Source organism: Brevibacterium siliguriense, from assembly GCF_900105315.1.
Taxonomy (GTDB): Bacteria; Actinomycetota; Actinomycetes; order Actinomycetales; family Brevibacteriaceae; genus Brevibacterium; species Brevibacterium siliguriense.
The window spans coordinates 552,355-571,104 of sequence record NZ_LT629766.1; the positions used below are offsets into that span (position 1 = coordinate 552,355).

At 66.9% G+C, this 18,750-nt stretch carries 15 protein-coding genes and 1 tRNA gene; 14 read left to right on the forward strand and 2 right to left on the reverse strand.

From position 1 onward, the window contains the following. Positions 1-6: 6 nt before the first annotated feature. A complete protein-coding gene (locus BLU88_RS02350; RefSeq protein ID WP_092009676.1) occupies positions 7-1,809 on the reverse strand; it encodes a bifunctional 3'-5' exonuclease/DNA polymerase in 1,803 nt (600 codons plus the stop codon). A 161-nt stretch (positions 1,810-1,970) separates the two neighbouring features. Here BLU88_RS02350 and BLU88_RS02355 point away from each other — a divergent pair, with 161 nt between their 5' ends. The 7 genes from BLU88_RS02355 (at position 1,971) to BLU88_RS02385 (ending at position 10,416) form a co-directional block, all read left to right on the forward strand. Next, a complete protein-coding gene (locus BLU88_RS02355; protein ID WP_231939537.1) occupies positions 1,971-3,356 on the forward strand; it encodes an FAD-binding oxidoreductase in 1,386 nt (461 codons plus the stop codon). A gap of 430 nt (positions 3,357-3,786) precedes the next feature. Then, on the forward strand, positions 3,787-4,758 hold the full coding sequence (mvk, locus tag BLU88_RS02360) for a mevalonate kinase (protein WP_157688938.1): 972 nt from the start codon (positions 3,787-3,789) through the stop codon (positions 4,756-4,758). Beyond that, a complete protein-coding gene (gene mvaD / locus BLU88_RS02365; RefSeq protein WP_092009680.1) occupies positions 4,755-5,771 on the forward strand; it encodes a diphosphomevalonate decarboxylase in 1,017 nt (338 codons plus the stop codon). Before mvk ends, mvaD begins: the two co-directional genes overlap by 4 nt. Beyond that, entirely contained in the window at positions 5,768-6,898 is a 1,131-nt protein-coding gene (locus BLU88_RS02370) for a phosphomevalonate kinase (protein ID WP_092009682.1), read from the forward strand. Before mvaD ends, BLU88_RS02370 begins: the two co-directional genes overlap by 4 nt. Further along, the gene (fni, locus tag BLU88_RS02375; protein ID WP_092009684.1) at positions 6,888-8,048 is read left to right on the forward strand and encodes a type 2 isopentenyl-diphosphate Delta-isomerase; all 1,161 of its coding nucleotides are present in this window, start codon (positions 6,888-6,890) and stop codon (positions 8,046-8,048) included. The genes BLU88_RS02370 and fni overlap by 11 nt, the downstream gene beginning before the upstream one ends. After that, positions 8,045-9,163 carry a hydroxymethylglutaryl-CoA reductase gene (locus BLU88_RS02380; RefSeq protein WP_092009686.1) on the forward strand — a complete coding sequence of 373 codons (1,119 nt, stop codon included), beginning with the start codon at positions 8,045-8,047 and terminating at the stop codon, positions 9,161-9,163. Before fni ends, BLU88_RS02380 begins: the two co-directional genes overlap by 4 nt. Beyond that, positions 9,160-10,416 carry a hydroxymethylglutaryl-CoA synthase gene (locus BLU88_RS02385; RefSeq protein WP_092009688.1) on the forward strand — a complete coding sequence of 419 codons (1,257 nt, stop codon included), beginning with the start codon at positions 9,160-9,162 and terminating at the stop codon, positions 10,414-10,416. The genes BLU88_RS02380 and BLU88_RS02385 overlap by 4 nt, the downstream gene beginning before the upstream one ends. Before the next feature lie 189 nt (positions 10,417-10,605). Here the strand turns inward: BLU88_RS02385 and BLU88_RS02390 are convergent. Then, positions 10,606-10,689: transfer RNA gene (locus tag BLU88_RS02390), tRNA-Leu, on the reverse strand. 317 nt (positions 10,690-11,006) lie between these two features. Here BLU88_RS02390 and BLU88_RS02395 point away from each other — a divergent pair. The 7 genes from BLU88_RS02395 to BLU88_RS02420 are packed head-to-tail and all read left to right on the forward strand — an operon-like array spanning position 11,007 to position 18,680. Next, positions 11,007-11,867 carry a DUF3662 and FHA domain-containing protein gene (locus tag BLU88_RS02395; protein WP_092009691.1) on the forward strand — a complete coding sequence of 287 codons (861 nt, stop codon included), beginning with the start codon at positions 11,007-11,009 and terminating at the stop codon, positions 11,865-11,867. Further along, positions 11,864-12,154, forward strand: a complete 291-nt coding sequence (locus BLU88_RS18460; RefSeq protein WP_231939538.1) for a hypothetical protein — start codon at positions 11,864-11,866, stop codon at positions 12,152-12,154. The genes BLU88_RS02395 and BLU88_RS18460 overlap by 4 nt, the downstream gene beginning before the upstream one ends. Then, complete coding sequence (locus tag BLU88_RS18465; RefSeq protein ID WP_231939539.1) at positions 12,151-12,372, forward strand: FHA domain-containing protein; 222 nt, start codon at positions 12,151-12,153, stop codon at positions 12,370-12,372. Before BLU88_RS18460 ends, BLU88_RS18465 begins: the two co-directional genes overlap by 4 nt. A 53-nt stretch (positions 12,373-12,425) precedes the next feature. Then, entirely contained in the window at positions 12,426-13,793 is a 1,368-nt protein-coding gene (locus BLU88_RS02405; protein ID WP_231939540.1) for a PP2C family protein-serine/threonine phosphatase, read from the forward strand. Continuing rightward, on the forward strand, positions 13,793-15,391 hold the full coding sequence (locus BLU88_RS02410) for an FtsW/RodA/SpoVE family cell cycle protein (protein ID WP_231939541.1): 1,599 nt from the start codon (positions 13,793-13,795) through the stop codon (positions 15,389-15,391). Before BLU88_RS02405 ends, BLU88_RS02410 begins: the two co-directional genes overlap by 1 nt. Then, a complete protein-coding gene (locus tag BLU88_RS02415) occupies positions 15,388-16,857 on the forward strand; it encodes a peptidoglycan D,D-transpeptidase FtsI family protein (protein ID WP_092009695.1) in 1,470 nt (489 codons plus the stop codon). The genes BLU88_RS02410 and BLU88_RS02415 overlap by 4 nt, the downstream gene beginning before the upstream one ends. Next, complete coding sequence (locus BLU88_RS02420; RefSeq protein WP_092009698.1) at positions 16,854-18,680, forward strand: protein kinase domain-containing protein; 1,827 nt, start codon at positions 16,854-16,856, stop codon at positions 18,678-18,680. The genes BLU88_RS02415 and BLU88_RS02420 overlap by 4 nt, the downstream gene beginning before the upstream one ends. Positions 18,681-18,750 lie beyond the last annotated feature (70 nt).

Consider the following 18,750-nt stretch of genomic DNA (forward strand, 5'->3'; position numbering starts at 1 on the left):
GCGCTGTCAGTCCTTGAGCGCCCGCTCACCGATGCTCAGATCGAGGGGGAAGTCGACAGGGGCATCTCCGAAGAGCAATCGACCCGCCGAGGCGGCTGCCGCCCTGATCGCTTGCGCCGCCTCATCGGCCTGCTGCGCCGGGGCATGGACGATGACCTCGTCGTGGAGGAAGAAGACGAGGTGGGCACGGCGGGAGAAGACCGGCCCCGAGGCAGCGGCCGGGCGGGTGCCCGCCCCACCGTCCGCTGCCGCACCGATCTCCGGCAGCTCGGCCAGGCGCAGCCGCAGGTCGGCCAGCCACGCCAGCGCCCATTCGGCCGCGGTGCCCTGAACGACGAAGTTGCGGGTGAATCGTCCCTGGTCACCAGCGGCTCGCCGCGCCCTCTGCTCATCGGCAACGGTGGCGTCGAAGCGGTTCGCCTCCCGTTGCAGTCTCTGCCACCGCTCGCCAGGCGGCGGGGAGGTCCGGCCCAACCAGGTGGACACGACTCCACCCGCTCGTCCCGCCTCGGCGGCGGAGTCGACGAGGTGCATGGCTGCGGGGAAGTTCTGCCGCAGGCGCGGCACCAAGGCTCCGGCCTCGCCCGTCGTCGACCCGTACATCGCGCCGAGGACGGCGATCTTCGCCTCGTGCCGAGTGGACACGACGCCGGCGTCGACGAGCCCGGAGTAGAGGTCGCGGCCGAATCCGGCCGCGGCCATCGCCCGGTCTCCGGACATTGCGGCGAGCGCACGGGGTTCGAGCTGGGCGACATCGGCGGAGACGAGCCGCCACCCTTTGTCGGCACGCAGCGCCGGGCGCAGCTGCCGCGGAATCTGCAGGGCTCCTCCCCCGCTGGCCGCCCAGCGCCCGGTGACGACTCCGCCGGGCACATAGACCGGCCGGTAGCGGCCCTCGTCGACCCATTCATCACACCAATGCCAGCCGTTGGCCGACAGAAGTCGGGCCATCTTCTTGTACTCGAGCAGGGGCGCGATCGCCGGATGCTCGCTCGTCCGCAGTTCCCATTTCGAGGTCGAGGCGACGTTGATTCCCGCATTGCGCAAGGCTGCGAGCAAGCGGTTCGGCGAATCGAGGTTGGCCCGCGGATCGTCGAGGGCTGCCCGCACCTCTTCGGCCTTGGCCAGCATCTTCTGAGGCTTCCCGTCGCGAATCGGCCGGGGCCCGAGCAGTTCGGTGAGGATCCGGTCGTGTTCGGCTTCGTCCCAGGGCACACCGGCTGAGCGCATCTCTGCGGCGACGAGCCCACCCGCCGATTCCGCGGCCAACAGCAGACGCAGCCGTCCTGGATCGCTCGCGTTCTCGATCGCCGTGGTCTGCCGGGCGTATTCGGCCAGGGCCGCCTCGAGATCGTGTGGAACCTGTGGGATGAATCCGCGACCGGCGTCGACGTCGAAGAGAGCGGCCGCGTGGTCGGCTGCGGTGGCATCGGCGGGCGCGGCGTCCCAGTCGGCGGCAGCGCGCAGCGCCTCGGGCGCGGTGACGAGTTCGGAGCGGGCGATGACCGCATGAGTCAGTCGCAGATCATGGCAGCGCTCGATGCTCACTCCGGCGGCCAGCAGCGGCGGATACCACTTCGGGGTGTCGCTGAAGACCCAGCGCGGGCGCGCTTCCTTCTGCTCTCCCCCGGCCCCGTTCTCACGGTCACGGATATGGTCGGGCAGGGCCTCCTCGGCGAGGTCGATCCGGTCGAACTCCCGACCTTCACGGTCGAGGTCGACGATCCCGATCCGACGCCCCTGCACACCCTCGCCGGGCACGGTTCCCACCACGCACACGGCGGGCCGCTGGACGGGGGCGGAGGTCATGGAACCAGCCTACGCCGCGGGGGGCTCGCGGACGGTCATCCGATCGCCCGTCCGCTCCGAGACAGCACTCCTGTCCGCACCCTGACCCTGCCCGCCTGCGGCAAACGTGATCCTGGTAACGTCAAGAGCGAATTCCGGGTGCCGAACTCCGCTCGAAAGGCATGAACCACAACATGGACGTTGTCTCCTCTCTCACCTCCGCTCTGCCGGCCGACGCCGTCATCACCGATCCCGATTCGATGGACGCCTACCGGTGGGACCGCGCGAACGATCCCGATGCCGGGGTGCCCGTCGCCGTGGTCAGGGCGACCTCCACCGAGGAGGTGCAGACGGTGGTGCGCATCGCCGCCGAGGCGAAGATCCCGATCGTGCCCCGCGGTGCCGGATCCGGCCTGTCGGGAGGCAGCTCCGCGATCGCCGGCGGAATCGTGCTGTCCCTGGACAAGATGCGTGAGATCAGCATCGACCCGGTCACCCGCATGGCCACGGTCCAGCCGGGCGCTTTCAATGCCGAGGTCAAGGCCGCCGCAGCCGAACACGGCCTGTGGTACCCGCCGGACCCCTCGTCCTTCGAGTTCTGCTCCATCGGCGGCAACATCGCCACGAACGCCGGCGGACTCTGCTGTGTGAAGTACGGCGTGACCACGGACTACGTCCTCGGCATGACCGTCGTCCTCGCCGACGGACGGGCCGTGGAGCTCGGCGGGCCCCGGCTCAAGGACGTCGCCGGTCTGCCGCTGACGAAGCTGTTCGTCGGCTCGGAGGGAACCTTGGGCGTGATCACCGAGGTGACCCTGCGTCTCATCCCTGCCCAGCTGCCCCCGACGACCGTCGTCGCGATGTTCCCGAAGCTCGCCGATGCCACGAACGCCGTGCTCGAGATCGCGAGGGCCATGCGCCCCTCGATGCTCGAATTCATGGACAAGCCGTCGATCAACGCCGTCGAGGACGAGCTGAAGATGGGGCTCGATCGTGAAGCCGAGGGCATGCTCGTCATCCAGTCCGACGAACCCGGTGAGCACTGCACGGTGCAGGCGAAGATCATCGAGGACATCTGCAACGACAACGACGCGTCCGAGTGCTATCTCACCGCCGATCCCGAGGAGGGCGAAGCCTTCGTCACGGCCCGCCGGATCGCGATCCCGGCTGTGGAGAAGAAGGGGGCGCTGCTGCTCGAGGACGTCGGCGTCCCGCTGCCGAAGCTCGGCGATCTCGTGCTCGGCATCGAGAAGATCGCGGCCGACCGCGATGTGACGATCGCCGTCATCGCACACGCCGGCGACGGCAACACGCATCCGCTGCTCGTCCTCGACCCGAAGGATGAGGACCAGCAGAAGCGCGCACAGATCGCCTATGGCGAGGTCATGGATCTGGCGACCGGGCTGGGCGGGACGATCACCGGTGAGCACGGCGTCGGCCGGCTCAAGGCACCGTGGCTCGCGCCCTACCTCGGCGAAGACGTCATGGAGCTCAACCACCGGATCAAGCAGGCCCTCGATCCGGACAACATCTTCAACCCGGGATCGGTCTACACCGGACTCATCTGAGGATCAGGCCGCCTCGGCGGAAGGAATTCGTGGAAGAATTCTGCACAGCTGTCGAATCGACGTCGATTCGATCGTCTTCTCTGTGAGCGACCGAAATCCGGTCGCCGCACACAGAACGGAGCGAATCATGCGCTGCTCACTGATCTTCCACGCACCCCACACCGAAACGAAGACCGTGACCCGGCGACTGCCCGTCCCGCCCGGATGGCTCCTCCTGATCGCTCGCCGATGACCGAGTCCGCCGAGCGCGCTCGAACGTGCCGTCACCGTCTCTGCCCGTCAGCGCGCCCTCGACCTGACCACCGACCCGGCCGAACGCGCCTACCCCTCGGTAGGGCTCACCTGAGACGGAGGTCACCTCGTCTTCGGGATGAGCGGGGGTACGGCATATGATGGTGAAATCAATCCACAGACTCCGAAACCCTTCTGCATGCACAATTCCTCTCAGACTGAACCGTCGCCGGCGCCCCAAGACACCTCTCAGGGCTTCGCTCACGCGAAGGCGATCCTCTTCGGCGAACACGCGGTCGTCTACGGCTCCCCTGCCGTCGCCGTGCCGCTGCACGGGCTCGGAGTCCAGGCCGATATCCGCCGGTCACCGCATCAGGAGACCCGGATCGAGAGCCAGCTGTTCTCCGGCACCGCGCAGACAGCTCCGGAGCCGATGGATCCCGTCGTCGCAGGTCTGAACGCCGCGCTCAAGGCCGTGGGCGATCCCGACGCCGAGGTGGAGCTGCTCATCCGTTCGGCGATCCCCCACAGCCGCGGCTTGGGGTCGAGTGCAGCCGTGGCCACCTCCGTGGCCCGCGCCGTCGCGAACCTGCATGCGACGGTCTTCGACGAGAACACCCTCCACGAGATCGTGCAGGCGGCCGAGACCGTCGCCCATGGCCGACCCAGCGGAATCGATGCCTGGGCCGTGGCCAAACCCGCCCCCATCCGCTTCCAGACCGGGTGCGCGCAGACCATCGACGTCGGTCAGCGCCTCGTCTTCGTCCTCGCGGACTCCGGTCATCACGGGTCCACCGCCGAGGCGGTCGGAGGGGTCCGTGCCCGCCGTGACGCCGATCCCACCCGCATCGGGGGGATGATCGACCGTCTGGCAGCGCTCACCGACGCCGCCGTCGACGACATCCGCTCCGGTGATCGGGCGACGATCGGTGAACGCATGATCGAAGCGCACAGCCTCCTCGGCGAGATCGGAGTCTCGACTCCGACCCTCGACTCTCTCGTCGACGCCGCCACCGCGGCCGGAGCCCGCGGAGCCAAGCTCACCGGCGGCGGACTCGGCGGCTGCGTTCTGGCGCTGGCCGATGACGATGATTCGGCTGAGGAGCTCGCCGAGGCCCTGCGCAAGGCGGGAGCACCCCGCACCTGGACAACGGAGGTCAGACCGACATGAGAACGACGACGGCGCGGGCCTATCCGAACATCGCCCTGGTCAAGTACTGGGGCAAGGCCGATGAGAAGCTCATCCTGCCCGCCGCGGGAAGTCTGTCGCTGACTCTCGACCATTTCGAGACCACGACCACCGTGGTGCCCGCCCCGGACGCTTCCTCCGATGTCCTCGAACTCGACGGCGTACTCGCCGATGCCGGTCAGACGGATCGGATCTCGACTTTCCTCGACCATGTCCGGGCTCTGGCGGGACGAGATGACCGGGTTCTCGTCCGGTCCCGCAACTCCGTGCCCACGGGGGCCGGTCTGGCCTCCTCGGCGTCGGGATTCGCGGCTCTGGCCACAGCAGCCGCCGCGGCCTTCGACCTCGATCTCGCCGCCGAAGATCTCAGCCGTCTGGCCCGCCGCGGTTCGGGCTCGGCCTGCCGCTCGATCCCCGACGGCATCGCCGTCTGGCATGCCGGCGACGATGCCTCCTCCTTCGCCGAGACCGTGCCCGCCCCGGATATGCGGATGATCATCGTCACCGTCAACCGGGCCAGGAAGGCCGTGTCCTCCCGCGAGGCCATGCGCCTGACCGCCGCCACCTCTCCCTTCTACTCCGGGTGGGTGTCCTCGACCGAGGACTATCTGGAGCAGATGGTCGCCGCGTGCGCGGCCGGGGACTTCACCCGCATCGGTGAGATCACCGAATCCCACGCCCTGCGCATGCACGGGCTCATCCAGTCCACGGTGCCGCCGATCCGGTTCCTCAATCCGACCAGCCATGCGATCTTCGACGTCGTCGCCGAGGCCCGCGAGAACGGGATCGAAGCCTATTCGACCGCCGATGCCGGCCCGAACGTCGCCGTCATCGTCCGCCCCCATGACGCCGAGGCGCTGGCCGAGAAGCTCTCCGGCTTCGGCGACGTCCGCGTCGTGGGTCCCGGACCGGGAGCTCACCTGCTCACCGCCGATGACGAAGTCCCGCCCGCAGACGCAGCAACCACGGCTGCGGGTGAAGGCAGCCGGGCATGATCGAGACCCGGGCGCCCGGCAAACTGTTCATCGCCGGCGAATACGCTGTCGTCGGACCCGGACAGCCGGCCGTGCTCATCGCCGTCGACCGGTGCATCACCGTCCGGCTGACCGAGAGCGAAGGTGCCGGCCGCATCCATTCGAGCGAATACGGTCAGGCGCCCGTCATCTGGCGACGCGAAGACGACGGTGAGCACATCATCGTCGATGAGCGTCCCTTCGACTATGTGCTCTCGGCGATCTCCACCGTCGAAGAGCTGCGCTCGGGGCGGGGTGCCAGCCCCCGCTACTTCGATCTCGAGATCTCCAGCGAACTCAATGACGCCGACGGCCGGAAGTTCGGTCTCGGCTCCTCGGCGGCGGTGACCGTGGCGACGATCGCCGCTCTCGATGAGTTCTATCGCCTCGGCCTGACCCTGACCGAACGCTTCAAGCTCGCCGTCCTCGCGACCATCGCGATCTCCACGAAGGCCTCCGGCGGCGATCTCGCCGCCAGCACCTTCGGCGGTTGGATCCGCTACTCCTCCCCCGACCGGGCGGCCCTGCACGCGCACCGTGAGGCACACGGAGTCGTGTCCGCCATGAGCTGCGAGCAATGGGCCGGCTGCTCGGCCAGACGGGTCACCCCGCCGAGCTCGCTCGACCTCCTCGTCGGCTGGACCGGAACACCGGCGTCGACCGAACACCTCGTCACCCGCGTCCACACCCCGAGTGAACGGTCGGACGAAGCCTCTTCCGAGCACTCCGAATCGACCCCGAAACCGGCCCCGCTCGTCTCCTTCGCCGCGGAGTCCCACACGCTCGTCGATGATCTCGTGGCGGCCTTCGATGCCGACGATGCCGAGGCCAGCCTGACCACGATCCGCTCCGTGCGCGCCCTGCTGCGGCGACTGAGCGACTCCACGGGCAGCCTCATCGAAACCGAAGCCCTGCACGATCTGTGCGAGATCGCCGAAACCCACGGTGCCGCCGCGAAGCCCTCGGGTGCCGGCGGCGGCGACTGCGGAATCGCACTCGCCCACTCACACAGCGAAGCACAGACCATTCTCAGCGGCTGGGAAGCCGCCGGAATCCGACCCCTGGACCTCGGTGCCCACCGAGAGGAAGGCGAGATCGATGAGTTCTGAGACCCCCGCATCGGTTGAGTCACCGGAGACCAAGGCCTCACGGGCCTCCCGCAAGGACGACCACGTTCGCCTCGCCTCGGCGCAGCAGACCGAAGGTCCCCGCCGCACCGACTTCGACGACCTCGAATTCGTCCACCATGCGCTCTCGGGCACGAGTCCCGAACGCGTCGACCTCAGCGTGAACTTAAGCGAATGGACCTGGCCGACGCCCTTCTACGTCAACGGCATGACCGGCGGCACGGAGACCACGGCGAAGATCAACCGGGATCTGGCCATCGCCGCCGCCGAGACCGGTCTGCCCATGGCCTGCGGTTCGATGAGCGTGGCCCTCGACGATGCCGAGGCCGCAAAGGGCTTCACCGTCATCCGCGAGGAGAACCCGGACGGCTTCGTCATGGGCAACCTCGGCGCCGGTCGCAGCGCCGACGATGCCCGCCGCGCTGTCGAACTGCTGCGCGCTGACGCGCTCCAGCTGCACATCAACCCCGTGCAGGAGACCGCGATGCCCGAAGGCACCCGCGACTTCTCCACCTGGCTCTCCGGCCTCGAGGACATCGTCGCCGCCTGCCCGGTGCCCGTCGTCGTCAAGGAGGTCGGATTCGGACTCAGCCGCCGCACCCTGACCCTGCTCGCCGAAGTCGGGGTGCAGTTCGCCGATGTCTCCGGCGCCGGAGGCACGGATTTCCTGCGCATCGAAAACGACCGATCGCCCGCCGATGACTTCTCCATGCTCACCGGCTTCGGCCAGTCGGCACTCGCCTGCCTGCTCGACGCCCCGCCCGAGTGGACGACCCAGACGACCATGGACGACGGAGTCTCGAACCGCGTGCTCCTGGCCTCCGGCGGGGTGCGCAACCCCTATGATGTCGTGAAGGCACTGGCCTGCGGTGCTCGCGCCGTCGGCGTCGCCGGCACGTTCCTGCAGACGGTGCTCGACCACGGTCCGGACGGACTCGTCGGCCTCGTGCGCACCTGGAAGACTCAGATCTCGGCTCTGTTCGCGCTGCTCGGAGCCGAACGATCCACGGACCTCACGGGTACGGACCTGCTCACGCGGGGCCGCCTCGGCGAGTTCGCCCGACTGCGCGGAATCGACGTCACCGCGCTCTCGCACCGTAGCGATGTCCATTCGAGGAGGAATCAGCTGTGAATCAGCAGACCACGATCACCGGGATCCCCACCACATGGGTCGGTCCCCTGCGGGTCAGCGGCGAAGCGCTGGCTCCGAACGGCACCCACACCGAGGTGGCCGTGCCCCTGGCAACGTATGAGACCCCGCTGTGGCCCTCCGTCGGCCGCGGGGCGTCGATCTCGCGTGAGATCGAGGGCGGGATCCGCACCGTCATCGTCGATGAGCGGATGACGCGGTCCGTGCTATTCGTGGCCGAATCCGCGATCGGCGCCGAGGCGGCCGCGCGGGCCATCCGCCACCGGACACCCGAACTCGAATCGGTCGTCGAAGCCGGTTCCAATCACTGCCGGCTCCTCGAGATCCATCCGGAGATCGTCGGCAATCTGCTCTTCGTCCGGTTCGCCTTCCGCACGAATGACGCATCGGGCCACAATATGGTCACCCAGGCCTCGGATTCGCTCATGGAGCGCATCCTGTCGTGGCAGCTCGGACTCGACTACGGGTCGGTCTCCGGCAACTACTGCTCCGACAAGAAGGCCACCGCGGTCAACGGGATCCTCGGGCGCGGACGCAATGTCGTCGCCGAGATCCTCCTGCCCCACGAGGTCGTCGAGCGTCGTCTGCGCTCGACCGCTCAGAAGATGACGGACATCGTCATCCGCAAGGACCTCGTCGGTTCGACGATCGCGGGCGCCCTGCGTTCGGCGAACGCCCACTATGCGAATATGCTGCTCGCGTTCTACCTGGCCACGGGTCAGGATGCGGCGAACATCATCGAAGGCTCGCAGGGCATCACCTATGCGGAGAACCGTCCCGAAGGCCTGTACTTCTCGACGACACTGCCGCACCTGATCGTCGGCACCATCGGCAACGGCAAGGATCTGCCCCATGTCGATGAGGCGCTGGAACGTCTCGGCTGCCGTGAGGAACGCGAGCCGGGAGCGAATTCGCGTCGTCTGGCAGCGCTCATGGCTGCCACCGTGCTCTGCGGTGAGCTGTCCCTGCTGGCTGCGCAGACGAACCCGGGTGAGCTGATGGACACTCACCGTCAGATGGAACGCAAAGCTGATGAACAGCGCGCTGCCGAGACCCCCACAGATTCAGCGCACCGAGAGGACGGCGAGGCCGCATGACATCACACACTGCTGCGGGCACTGCCCCGATCGGCATCGACGACATCGAGCTGGCCACCAGCCATCATGTCGTCAGGCTCGATGACTTCGCCGAGGCGAACGGCACCGATCCTGCGAAGTTCCACCTCGGCCTCGGCCAGGACGAGTTCAGCTTCCCGGCTCCCGATGAAGATGTTGTGACCATGGCCGCCGCGGCCGCCGCGCCGATCATCGCGCGCAACGGAACCGAGGGCATCCGCACCCTGCTGTTCGCCACCGAATCGGGCATCGACCAGTCGAAAGCTGCCGGAATGGCCGTGCACTCGCTGCTCGACCTGCCGTCGCAGATGCGCGTGGTCGAGTTCAAGGAAGCGTGCTATTCGGCGACGGCCGCTCTGCAGGCCGCCGTCGGCATCGTCACCCGTTCTCCCGGTCAGCGGGTGCTCGTCATCGCCTCGGATGTCGCTCGCTATGAGCTCGACACCCCCGGTGAGCCCACTCAGGGCGCTGGTGCCGTAGCGATGCTCGTCTCCGCAGATCCGAAGCTGCTGGAGATCGAGCCGGTCTCGGGTCTCAACTCGGCCGATGTCGATGACTTCTGGCGCCCGAACGATTCGACGACCGCGATCGTCGACGGGGCCCTGTCGGTGACCGCCTACCTCGATGCGCTCACCGGAGCCTGGACTGATCTGGCCGCACAGAGCGGACCGGCGATGTCCGAGATCGACCGTGTGCTCTACCACCAGCCGTTCACGAAGATGGCGAAGAAGGCGCAGGTCCATCTCGCCGGACTCACCGGTGAGGATCTCGATACGGAGATCGTCGCGGGGGCCTCCGGCACGGGTGACGGCACGGGTGCCGGTACGTCCGGTGCAGATTCCGCCGGGCCGCGCGACACGGGACTGGCCACAAGCACTCTGTACAACCGTCGCCTCGGCAACTCCTATACCGCTTCTCTCTATGCGGGTCTGTGCTCGCTGCTCGATCACGATGAGGATCTCGCGGGCAGGCGCATCGGTTTCTTCAGCTACGGATCGGGCAGCGTCGGCGAGTTCTTCACCGCCCGCGTCGTCCCCGGCTACGAGCAGCATTCGCGCCGGCAGTCCGTCACGGACGCACTCGACGCCCGGGTTCCGCTGTCCATCGACGCGTATCGTGCGCTCCACGCCGCCGAGCTCTCCAGCACCGAGGACGTCTCGACTCCGAAGGTGACCGCAGGACCGTTCCGCTTCGCCGGAGTCAGGGACCGCGCCCGCCTCTACGAGCGCGCCTGACGCCCGCACAGCGGCTGAGCCCGCCTCGCGACCGCCTCGGGCCGGTTACGGTACAGGTTTCTCTGAACTGCACACGTTCCTCCATGTGCAGTTCAGAGAAACCTGTACCGTTTCGCATTCATCGGAGGACACGAACAAGCCCCTCACCCTGACCCTGTCGGATCCCGGTGAGGGGCTTCTCATTCGCTGTGCGCGAGGGGGGACTTGAACCCCCACGACCTTGCGGCCACTGGCACCTGAAGCCAGCGCGTCTACCAATTCCGCCACTCGCGCGAACAAGGTAAAACTCTAGCATCGGAGACGGTGAAACATAAAACCGAGGAAGCCGAAACAGCCTAAACGTGTCCACCTTCACATTTTCGCCCCTCCGTCCGAGCCCCGGCGACCTTCACTCTTCCCTGGACGCGCGCAGGGAATCCCGGCACAGCTTCCCCCGCGAACTCGCGTAACGTGAGTTGAGAGCTACACCGCGTTAGGATTGGGTGTTGATGTGCCCAGAGTGCACGTGATCAGGACCACCTGGTCAGAGCACTCAAATACGCTTGGCGAAGAGTTCGTCCGGCTACGGCAACACCTGATGAGGAGGTGCCATGGGGTTACTCGATCGCTTCGAGAAGGGGCTGGAGAACGTCGTCAACGGCGCCTTCGCCAAGGCTTTCCGATCCCAGGTCGAACCCGTCGAACTCGCCGGGGCCCTGCGTCGTGAGGCCGACAACAAAGCTGCCGTGGTCTCCCGCGGTCGCACTCTGACAGCCAACCACTACGTCATCGAGCTCTCACCGACCGACCACGACCGCCTCTCCGGCCTCGAGTCCGAGCTGCGTTCCGATCTGCGCCAGATCGTCGGAGACCACGCCGTCGAACAGGCCTACAGCTTCGTCGGCCCTGTCTCCGTCGAATTCGCTCTCGCCGACGACCTCGATACGGGAATGTACCGCGTCGTGTCCTCGACCCAGCGTCCCGACGGCTCTCCCGCCGCTCAGCCGGCCAACCGCGGCGGCTACGATCCGATCTCGCGTGCGAATCCGATCGTCGGCGAGTCACCGAACTCCGGCGCCCGACCCGTGACCCCGCGCCGCACCCCCGAACCCGCGCGTTCGGCCGCGGCACCGCGCGCGAACCCTGCCGCCCGTCCCGCACCGGCACCCGCTCCCGCCCGCGCCATCGAAGCCAGCGTGACCATCGACGGTCGCACGCAGATGCTGCGCCAGGGCACGAACACCTTCGGCCGTTCCTCCTCGAGCTCGGACTTCGTCATCGACGATCCCGGCGTCTCACGTCGTCACTTCGAGATCGTCGTCGAAGGCGACCGCGCCGTGGCCAATGACCTCGGTTCGACGAACGGCACCCTGCTGCACGGTCGCAAACTGACATCGGCGACCCTGTCCGCCGGCGATGTCCTCCTCGCCGGCGAGGCCGAGGTCCACTACAACGAGCGGGACGCCCAGTGAGCGAATTCACCGTCACCGTCTTCCGGTTGGCATTCTTCATCATCCTCTGGCTCTTCGTCTTCGGAGTCGCCGGAGTCCTCCGGCGCGACATCTTCGGCCCCCGGAAGACCCGCGCCGGAAGGAAATCCCGCCGAGGCGGCTCCAAGTCCGTCCCGACGCCTCCGTCCCGTCCGGCTCCCGCACCTCGTCCGGCTGCGGCCCCGGTCGCCCACGCCCATCCGGGCACCATCCGCGTCACCGACGGCCCTCTGGCCGGGCAGACGCTCATGCTCTCGGGGCTCCTGTGACCTTCGGTCGGGCTCCCGACAACACGATCATCATCAATGACGACTTCGCCTCCAGCCACCACGCGCGGATCTCGGCGAAGAACGGAGCATGGATGCTCGAAGACCTCGGTTCGACCAACGGCACCATCGTCGACGGCTCACTCATGACCGGGCCCATTCAGCTGGCCATCGGCACCCGGATCACCATCGGACATACGACCCTGGAGACCCAATCGTGACGACCGGCGGTACCATCACTCTCCGTTCGGCAGCCCGGTCTCACACCGGGCTGGTGCGTAAGAACAACCAGGACTCCGGCTATGCGGGACCCAATTTCCTGCTCATCGCCGACGGAATGGGCGGCCACGCCGGCGGAGATGTCGCCTCGGCGATCACCGTCTCCCGCCTCGCCGAACTCGACCACGAGCCCGGCGGCGAGGACGCCCTGGAGATCCTGCGCACCTCGATTCTCGAAGCCAATGACCGCATCTGCCGCGGTGTCGGCGAACAGCCCGAACTCGCCGGAATGGGCACCACCGTCACCGCCGTTCTGCGCGCCCCCGGCAACCGCTTCGCTCTCGCCCACATCGGAGACTCCCGCGGCTATGTGCTGCGCGACGACAAGCTCCAGCCGATCACCCACGACCACACGTTCGTGCAGATGCTCGTCGACGAAGGCCGGATCACCCCCGAGGAGGCCGAGACCCATCCGCAGCGCTCGGTCGTGATGAAGGTCCTGGGCGACGTCGGGGCCTCCCCCGACCTCGACCTGTCCCTGCGCGAGGCTCAGGTCGGCGACCGCTGGATGCTGTGCTCGGACGGTCTGACCGGCTTCGCCGACATCGACGACATCACCCGAGTGCTCAAAGAGGTGGCCGACCCCGACGAGGCCTGCCGTCAGCTCATCGACCTGGCCCTGGCCGGCGGCGGCGCCGACAACGTCACCGTCGTCGTCGGCGATGTTCTCGAAGGCGAAGTGGAGACCGCCGAAGGCGTGTCCGTCGGCTCCGTCCACCTCAACCCACGCTACGCGGCGATCGGTGCGAATCCCGACGCCGAGGCGGCCGTCGACACCGAAGCCCATGAGACCTTCGAAGGCGGCGACGTGTCCGCCGACACCGCACCGATCCAGACCCTGGACGGCGAGGACGTCGAAGCTCAAGACGGCACCACTCAGCAGCTGCGGACCAACACCGCTGCAGACGAGGAGGCCGACCTCGACGACGAGGTCGAGAAAAGGTCCTACCTCGGGTGGATCATCACCGCCATCGTGATCGTCGCGCTGGCCGTCGGCGGATTCTTCGCCTATAACTACGTCAGCCACCAGTACTATGTCGCCAACGACGACGGCAAGGTCTCCCTCTACCGCGGCCTCGACACGACGCTCGGGCCCATCGAACTCAGCCGCCTCGTCGACACCACGGACATCGAGGTCGGCAGCCTCAACAGCTACTCCCAGGACCGGCTCCGCGGTTCGATTCCCGCCGGTTCACGCGATGAAGCCGATCGCATCATCGACAATCTGCGCAAGGAATCCGATCGCTCTTCGGGCATGTCCGGAGACGTACAGGACTCGACGAGTCCGAGTGACCCGGCCCCTTCGCCTCCGGATTCGACGTCCGCTGACCCCAGTGACGCCATCACCCGGGAGTCGCAGTGATGAACCAGGCTCCCTCGCAGACCGCGCGCCCCAGAACCTACCGTCTGGCCGAGCTCGGTCTCCTGATCCTGGCAATCGCCGTCGCCACCAGCGCTTATGCCCTGGTCGGCCTCGGTGTCGAAGATACCATCCCGGCCAATGTCTACGGCTATGCCGCATGGCTGGCGGCTCTGGGCGTCGTCCTCCACATCATCGTGTGGATCAAGGCGAAATACGCCGATCCGGTTCTCGTGCCGATCGCGGTGCTGCTCAACGGGCTCGGCCTGGCCATGATCTACCGCGTCGACCTCGGCCGCGACGAATACCTCGGTTCGGCGATGACCCAGCTGGTGTGGATGTCGCTCGGCGTGGGTCTGGCCATCGTCGTGATCTTCGTCGTCCGCGACCACCGCTGGCTGCGCCGCTATACCTACGTCTCGGGGTTCGGCGCTCTGGTCTTCTTGCTGCTTCCGCTCATCCCGGGCATCGGCAAGACCATCAACGGTGCCCGCATCTGGATCGGCGTCGGCCCCCTGTCCTTCCAGCCCGGTGAGATCGCGAAGATCCTGCTCGCCATCTTCTTCGCCGGCTACCTCGTCACCTACAAGGACCAGCTCGTCGCCGCCGGGCCGAAGATCCTCGGCATCCGCTTCCCCCGTCTGCGCGACTTCGGTCCCATCGTCGTCGCCTGGGTCGCCAGCGTCGGCGTCCTCGTCTTCGAACGCGACCTCGGCACCTCGCTGCTCTTCTTCGGTCTCTTCGTCGCCATGCTCTACGTAGCCACCTCGAAGGTCTCGTGGATCATCCTCGGCCTCGGCTTCTTCTCCGCCGGCGCGGTTGCCGCGACGTTCCTCTTCTCCCATGTGGGGCAGCGTGTGTCCGGTTGGCTCAATGCGCTGACCGCCGAGGAGTACAACAAGACTCCCGGTGGTTCCTACCAGCTCGTGCAGGGCCTGTTCGGCATGTCCAACGGCGGACTCATCGGCACCGGCTTCGGTGAGGGGCGACCGAATATGGTCCCCTACGCCGAATCCGACTTCATCTACGCCAGCTTCGGCGAGGAGATCGGCCTGGCCGGACTCTTCGTCATCCTGCTGTGCTACCTCTTCATCTTCCAGCGCGGAATCCGCACCGCTCAGCAGCTGCGCGACGGCTTCGGCACTCTGCTGGCCACGGGCCTGTCGTTCACGATCGCCCTGCAGGTCTTCGTCGTCGTCGGCGGCGTCACGCGCCTCATCCCGCTGACGGGTCTGACCACGCCGTTCCTCGCACAGGGCGGTTCCTCGCTCATCGCGAACTGGATGATCATCGCCCTGCTGCTGCGGATCTCGGACAACGCCAGGCGCCCCGTGGAGGAGTTCCACACCGGAGTCCTCACCATCACCGAGGATCCGGAACGCGTTTCCGCGGGTGCCCGCGACAGGGACACCGCCGCCTCGGGGCCCACCGTCGACGAGGATGCCCCCACGACGAATCTGCCACCAACAGGCTCCCGTGAGTTCGACGGCGAAGCCCCGACGACGAACCTGCCGCCCGCAGGTGACCGTGCACGGCCACGCGGCCGGACACAGAACGACACCGATGCCAGCGACCAACGACCCACCGGAGGTGAACGATGAAGAAGCCATTGACGCATATCGCCGTCGTCGGATTCGTCATGTTCGCGCTCCTGTTCGGGTCGACGAGCTGGGTGCAGTACGTGACCGCGGATTCGCTGAACAACAATCCGCTGAACAACCGTCGGATCCTCGACCAGCTGGCCCGCGATCGCGGTCCGATCCTCGTCGACGGCACCCCGATCGCGTATTCGGAGCCTGTCGACGACAAGTACAAGTACCAGCGCAAATACGGTTCTGAGAACCTCGATCCGCGCGCCTATGCCTCGCTGACCGGCTACTACTCCGTCGTGTCCGGGGCCTCGGGCATGGAACGCGCCGCCGGCGACTACCTCTCCGGCGACTCCGACGCCCTGTTCTATGACAAGGTCGGCAGCTTCTTCACCGGTGAACAGCCCCGCGGCGCCGCAGTCGAGCTGACGATCGACCCGAAGGTGCAGCAGGCTGCGTGGGACGGACTGGGCAACCAGAACGGTGCGGCCGTGGCACTCGACCCGAAGACCGGGAAGATCCTGGCCATGGCCTCGACCCCGGGCTGGGACCCCAATGCCCTGGCCAGCCACGACTCGACCGAAGCCAGCCAGGCCTTCAAGAACCTCGAAGCCGCCGAGGGCAAGCCCGCCTACAACCGTGCGATCGGCGGCAACCTGTACCCGCCAGGATCGACGTTCAAGGTCCTCGTCGCAGCGGCCGCCCTGGAATCCGGTGACTACGAACCCGATTCGCAGCTCAACGGACCCGCAACGCTCGACCTGCCGCAGACGACCGCGACGATCGGCAACTCGCATCCGGGAGCCTGCCGCAACGGGGGCAAGCCGACCCTGGCCGATTCGCTTGCCGAATCCTGCAACACCTCGTTCGCCTCCCTCGGCATGGACCTCGGAGAGGACGCAATCGCGAAGCAGGCCGAGAAGTTCGGCTTCGGCGAGGATCTCGAGATCCCGCTCAACGTCACCCCGTCCTCGTTCCCGTCCGACCTCAACCCGCCGCAGCTGGCTCAGTCCTCGCTCGGCCAGTACGAGGTCCGTTCGACTCCGCTGCAGATGGCGATGATGACCGCGGGAATCGCCAACGGCGGAAAGATGATGCAGCCTCAGCTCGTCGACAGGGTGCTCAATGCAAACACCCTCGAACCGATCTCCGAGACCCGTCCCAAGCAGATGTCGCGTCCCGTGTCCGGAGATACGGCCGACAAGCTCACCGACATGATGACCGGTGTGGTCGAGAACGGCACCGCCTCGGTGGCGAAGATGGGCGACACGAAGGTCGCTGCGAAGACCGGCACCGCCCAGCACGTCAAGGGCGCGGCACCCCATGCCTGGTTCATCTCCTTCGCCCCGGCCGATGACCCTCAGGTCGCGGTCGCAGTCGTGGTCGAGAACGGCGGCAACGCGGGCAATGAAGCTTATGGTGCGACGGTCGCAGGACCGATCGCGAAGAACATGATGGAAGCGGTGGTCGAGAAATGAGACCCGTCGAAGGCACCCTGTTGGGCAACCGTTACAAACTCACCTCCCGCATCGCCGTCGGCGGCATGGGCGAGGTCTGGAAGGGTGTGGACTCCGTGCTCGGCCGTGAGGTCGCCGCGAAGATCCTCAAGGACGAGTACCTCTCCGAATCGACCTTCCTCGCCCGGTTCCGTGCCGAGGCCCAGAACATGGGTCGGGTCTCCGATCCGGGAATCGCCGGCGTCTACGACTACGGCGACGAGCAGGGCTCGCCCTACCTCGTCATGGAATACGTGCCCGGTGAGGCCCTGTCGGCCATCATCGAACGCAGTGCGCCCCTGTCCGAGACCGATACGCTCTCCATCGTCACCCAGGCCGCTCAAGCCCTCGGCGCCGCGCACAAGGTGGGCGTCATCCACCGTGACATCAAGCCCGGCAATATCCTCATGACGCCGGACTTCCGCGTCAAGATCACGGACTTCGGCATCGCCCGGGTCACCGACCAGGCACCGCTGACGAAGACCGGGCAGGTCATGGGCACCGCCCAGTACCTCGCTCCGGAACAGGCCACCGGCAAGGGTTCGGGGCCCGGTTCCGACCTCTACGCCCTGGGCATCATCGCCTACGAGGCCCTGGCCGGTCAGCGTCCCTTCACCGGTGACTCGCAGGTGGCCATCGCCATCGCCCAGGTCAACCAGCAGCACCCGCCGCTGCCGGACACGGTCTCCGAACCGCTGCGCCGCTTCGTCGACTGCCTGCTGGAGAAGAAGCCCGAACGTCGTCCCTCGGATGCGTTCAAGGTCGCCAAGGCCGCCGAGGCGCTCTCGGCCGGAGACATCGCCGGAGCCGAGGAGCTCGTGCCGCAGATGCGTCACGGTGCCGCCGCGTCCGAAGCACTCACCCAGGTCTTCAACAATCCGGAGCCGGCAGCCACGACGAAGACCCTGCCCGTCACCTCGTCGAACGACGCCACCCAGGTGTACCCGAACGGTGCCGCAGCCGGAATCGGCGGCGCCGGAGCTGCAGGAGCGGGTGCCGCCGCTGCGAACACGGGACAGATCGACCCCAATGACCCGCAGAACCAGAATCTGGAGAAGGACAAGCAGTCGAACAAGGGCCGCGTCCTCATCTGGATCCTTGCGATCATCGCTCTCATCGCCGTCGGCTCCCTGCTGTGGTTCTTCCTCGGCGGAGGCAATGCCGAACCCGAACCGGAACCGTCCACGTCCGCCCCCACCTCGGAGGCCGCGAAGACGATCGAGATCGATAAGAACGATTACATCGGACTCACGGAATCCTCGGCGACGCAGAACCTCGAGAACAAGGGCCTCGAAGTCGAAACGACCGATATCAACTCGGAACGTGCCGCCGGAACCGTCGCGGACGTCGGCGAGGGCGAGAACGGATTCACCTTCGAAGAAGGCGACACCGTGACCCTCTACGTCTCCGCGGGTCCCGCCGAGCAGCCCGAGGAACCGGCCTCTGATTCCGGTTCCGACTCGGGTCTGGGCAACGATTCGGAGTCGAGCTCGGGCTCCGGTTCCTCGTCGGATTCTCAGGATCAGGGTTCGGATTCCGGATCCGATTCGAAGGACAGCGAGACGAGCTCGGATTCCTCGAGTTCGACGGACTCCTCTTCGGGCTCCGAGACCTCAAGCGAATCGGATTCCTCGAGTTCGACGGACACGTCAGGCGAGTCGGATACCTCGGGATCGACTGATTCGGCCGACACCTCGGGTAGCTCGAACCCGAACACCGGCAACGACGGGTCAGGCGACAATCCGGGCTCAGCGAGCGGCTCGGATGCCAGCGGCAACCCGAACGGAAACAACAGCAATGAATAGACATTGATCATTTCAGAGCAGCGATCAGACGAAACGACGAGTTTGAGATACTGAAATTCGACCCGGTTCA

Excerpts from the sequence above, each read along its gene's own strand:
- BLU88_RS02415 (WP_092009695.1), top strand. The coding sequence starts at position 15,388 with ATGAAGAAGCCATTGACGCATATCGCCGTCGTCGGATTCGTCATGTTC.
- mvaD (WP_092009680.1), top strand. The coding sequence starts at position 4,755 with ATGAGAACGACGACGGCGCGGGCCTATCCGAACATCGCCCTGGTCAAG.
- mvk (WP_157688938.1), top strand. The coding sequence starts at position 3,787 with ATGCACAATTCCTCTCAGACTGAACCGTCGCCGGCGCCCCAAGACACC.
- BLU88_RS02410 (WP_231939541.1), top strand. The coding sequence starts at position 13,793 with ATGAACCAGGCTCCCTCGCAGACCGCGCGCCCCAGAACCTACCGTCTG.
- fni (WP_092009684.1), top strand. The coding sequence starts at position 6,888 with ATGAGTTCTGAGACCCCCGCATCGGTTGAGTCACCGGAGACCAAGGCC.
- BLU88_RS02355 (WP_231939537.1), top strand. The coding sequence starts at position 1,971 with ATGAACCACAACATGGACGTTGTCTCCTCTCTCACCTCCGCTCTGCCG.
- BLU88_RS02395 (WP_092009691.1), top strand. The coding sequence starts at position 11,007 with ATGGGGTTACTCGATCGCTTCGAGAAGGGGCTGGAGAACGTCGTCAAC.
- BLU88_RS02385 (WP_092009688.1), top strand. The coding sequence starts at position 9,160 with ATGACATCACACACTGCTGCGGGCACTGCCCCGATCGGCATCGACGAC.
- BLU88_RS02350 (WP_092009676.1), bottom strand. The coding sequence starts at position 1,809 with ATGACCTCCGCCCCCGTCCAGCGGCCCGCCGTGTGCGTGGTGGGAACC.
- BLU88_RS02370 (WP_092009682.1), top strand. The coding sequence starts at position 5,768 with ATGATCGAGACCCGGGCGCCCGGCAAACTGTTCATCGCCGGCGAATAC.
- BLU88_RS02420 (WP_092009698.1), top strand. The coding sequence starts at position 16,854 with ATGAGACCCGTCGAAGGCACCCTGTTGGGCAACCGTTACAAACTCACC.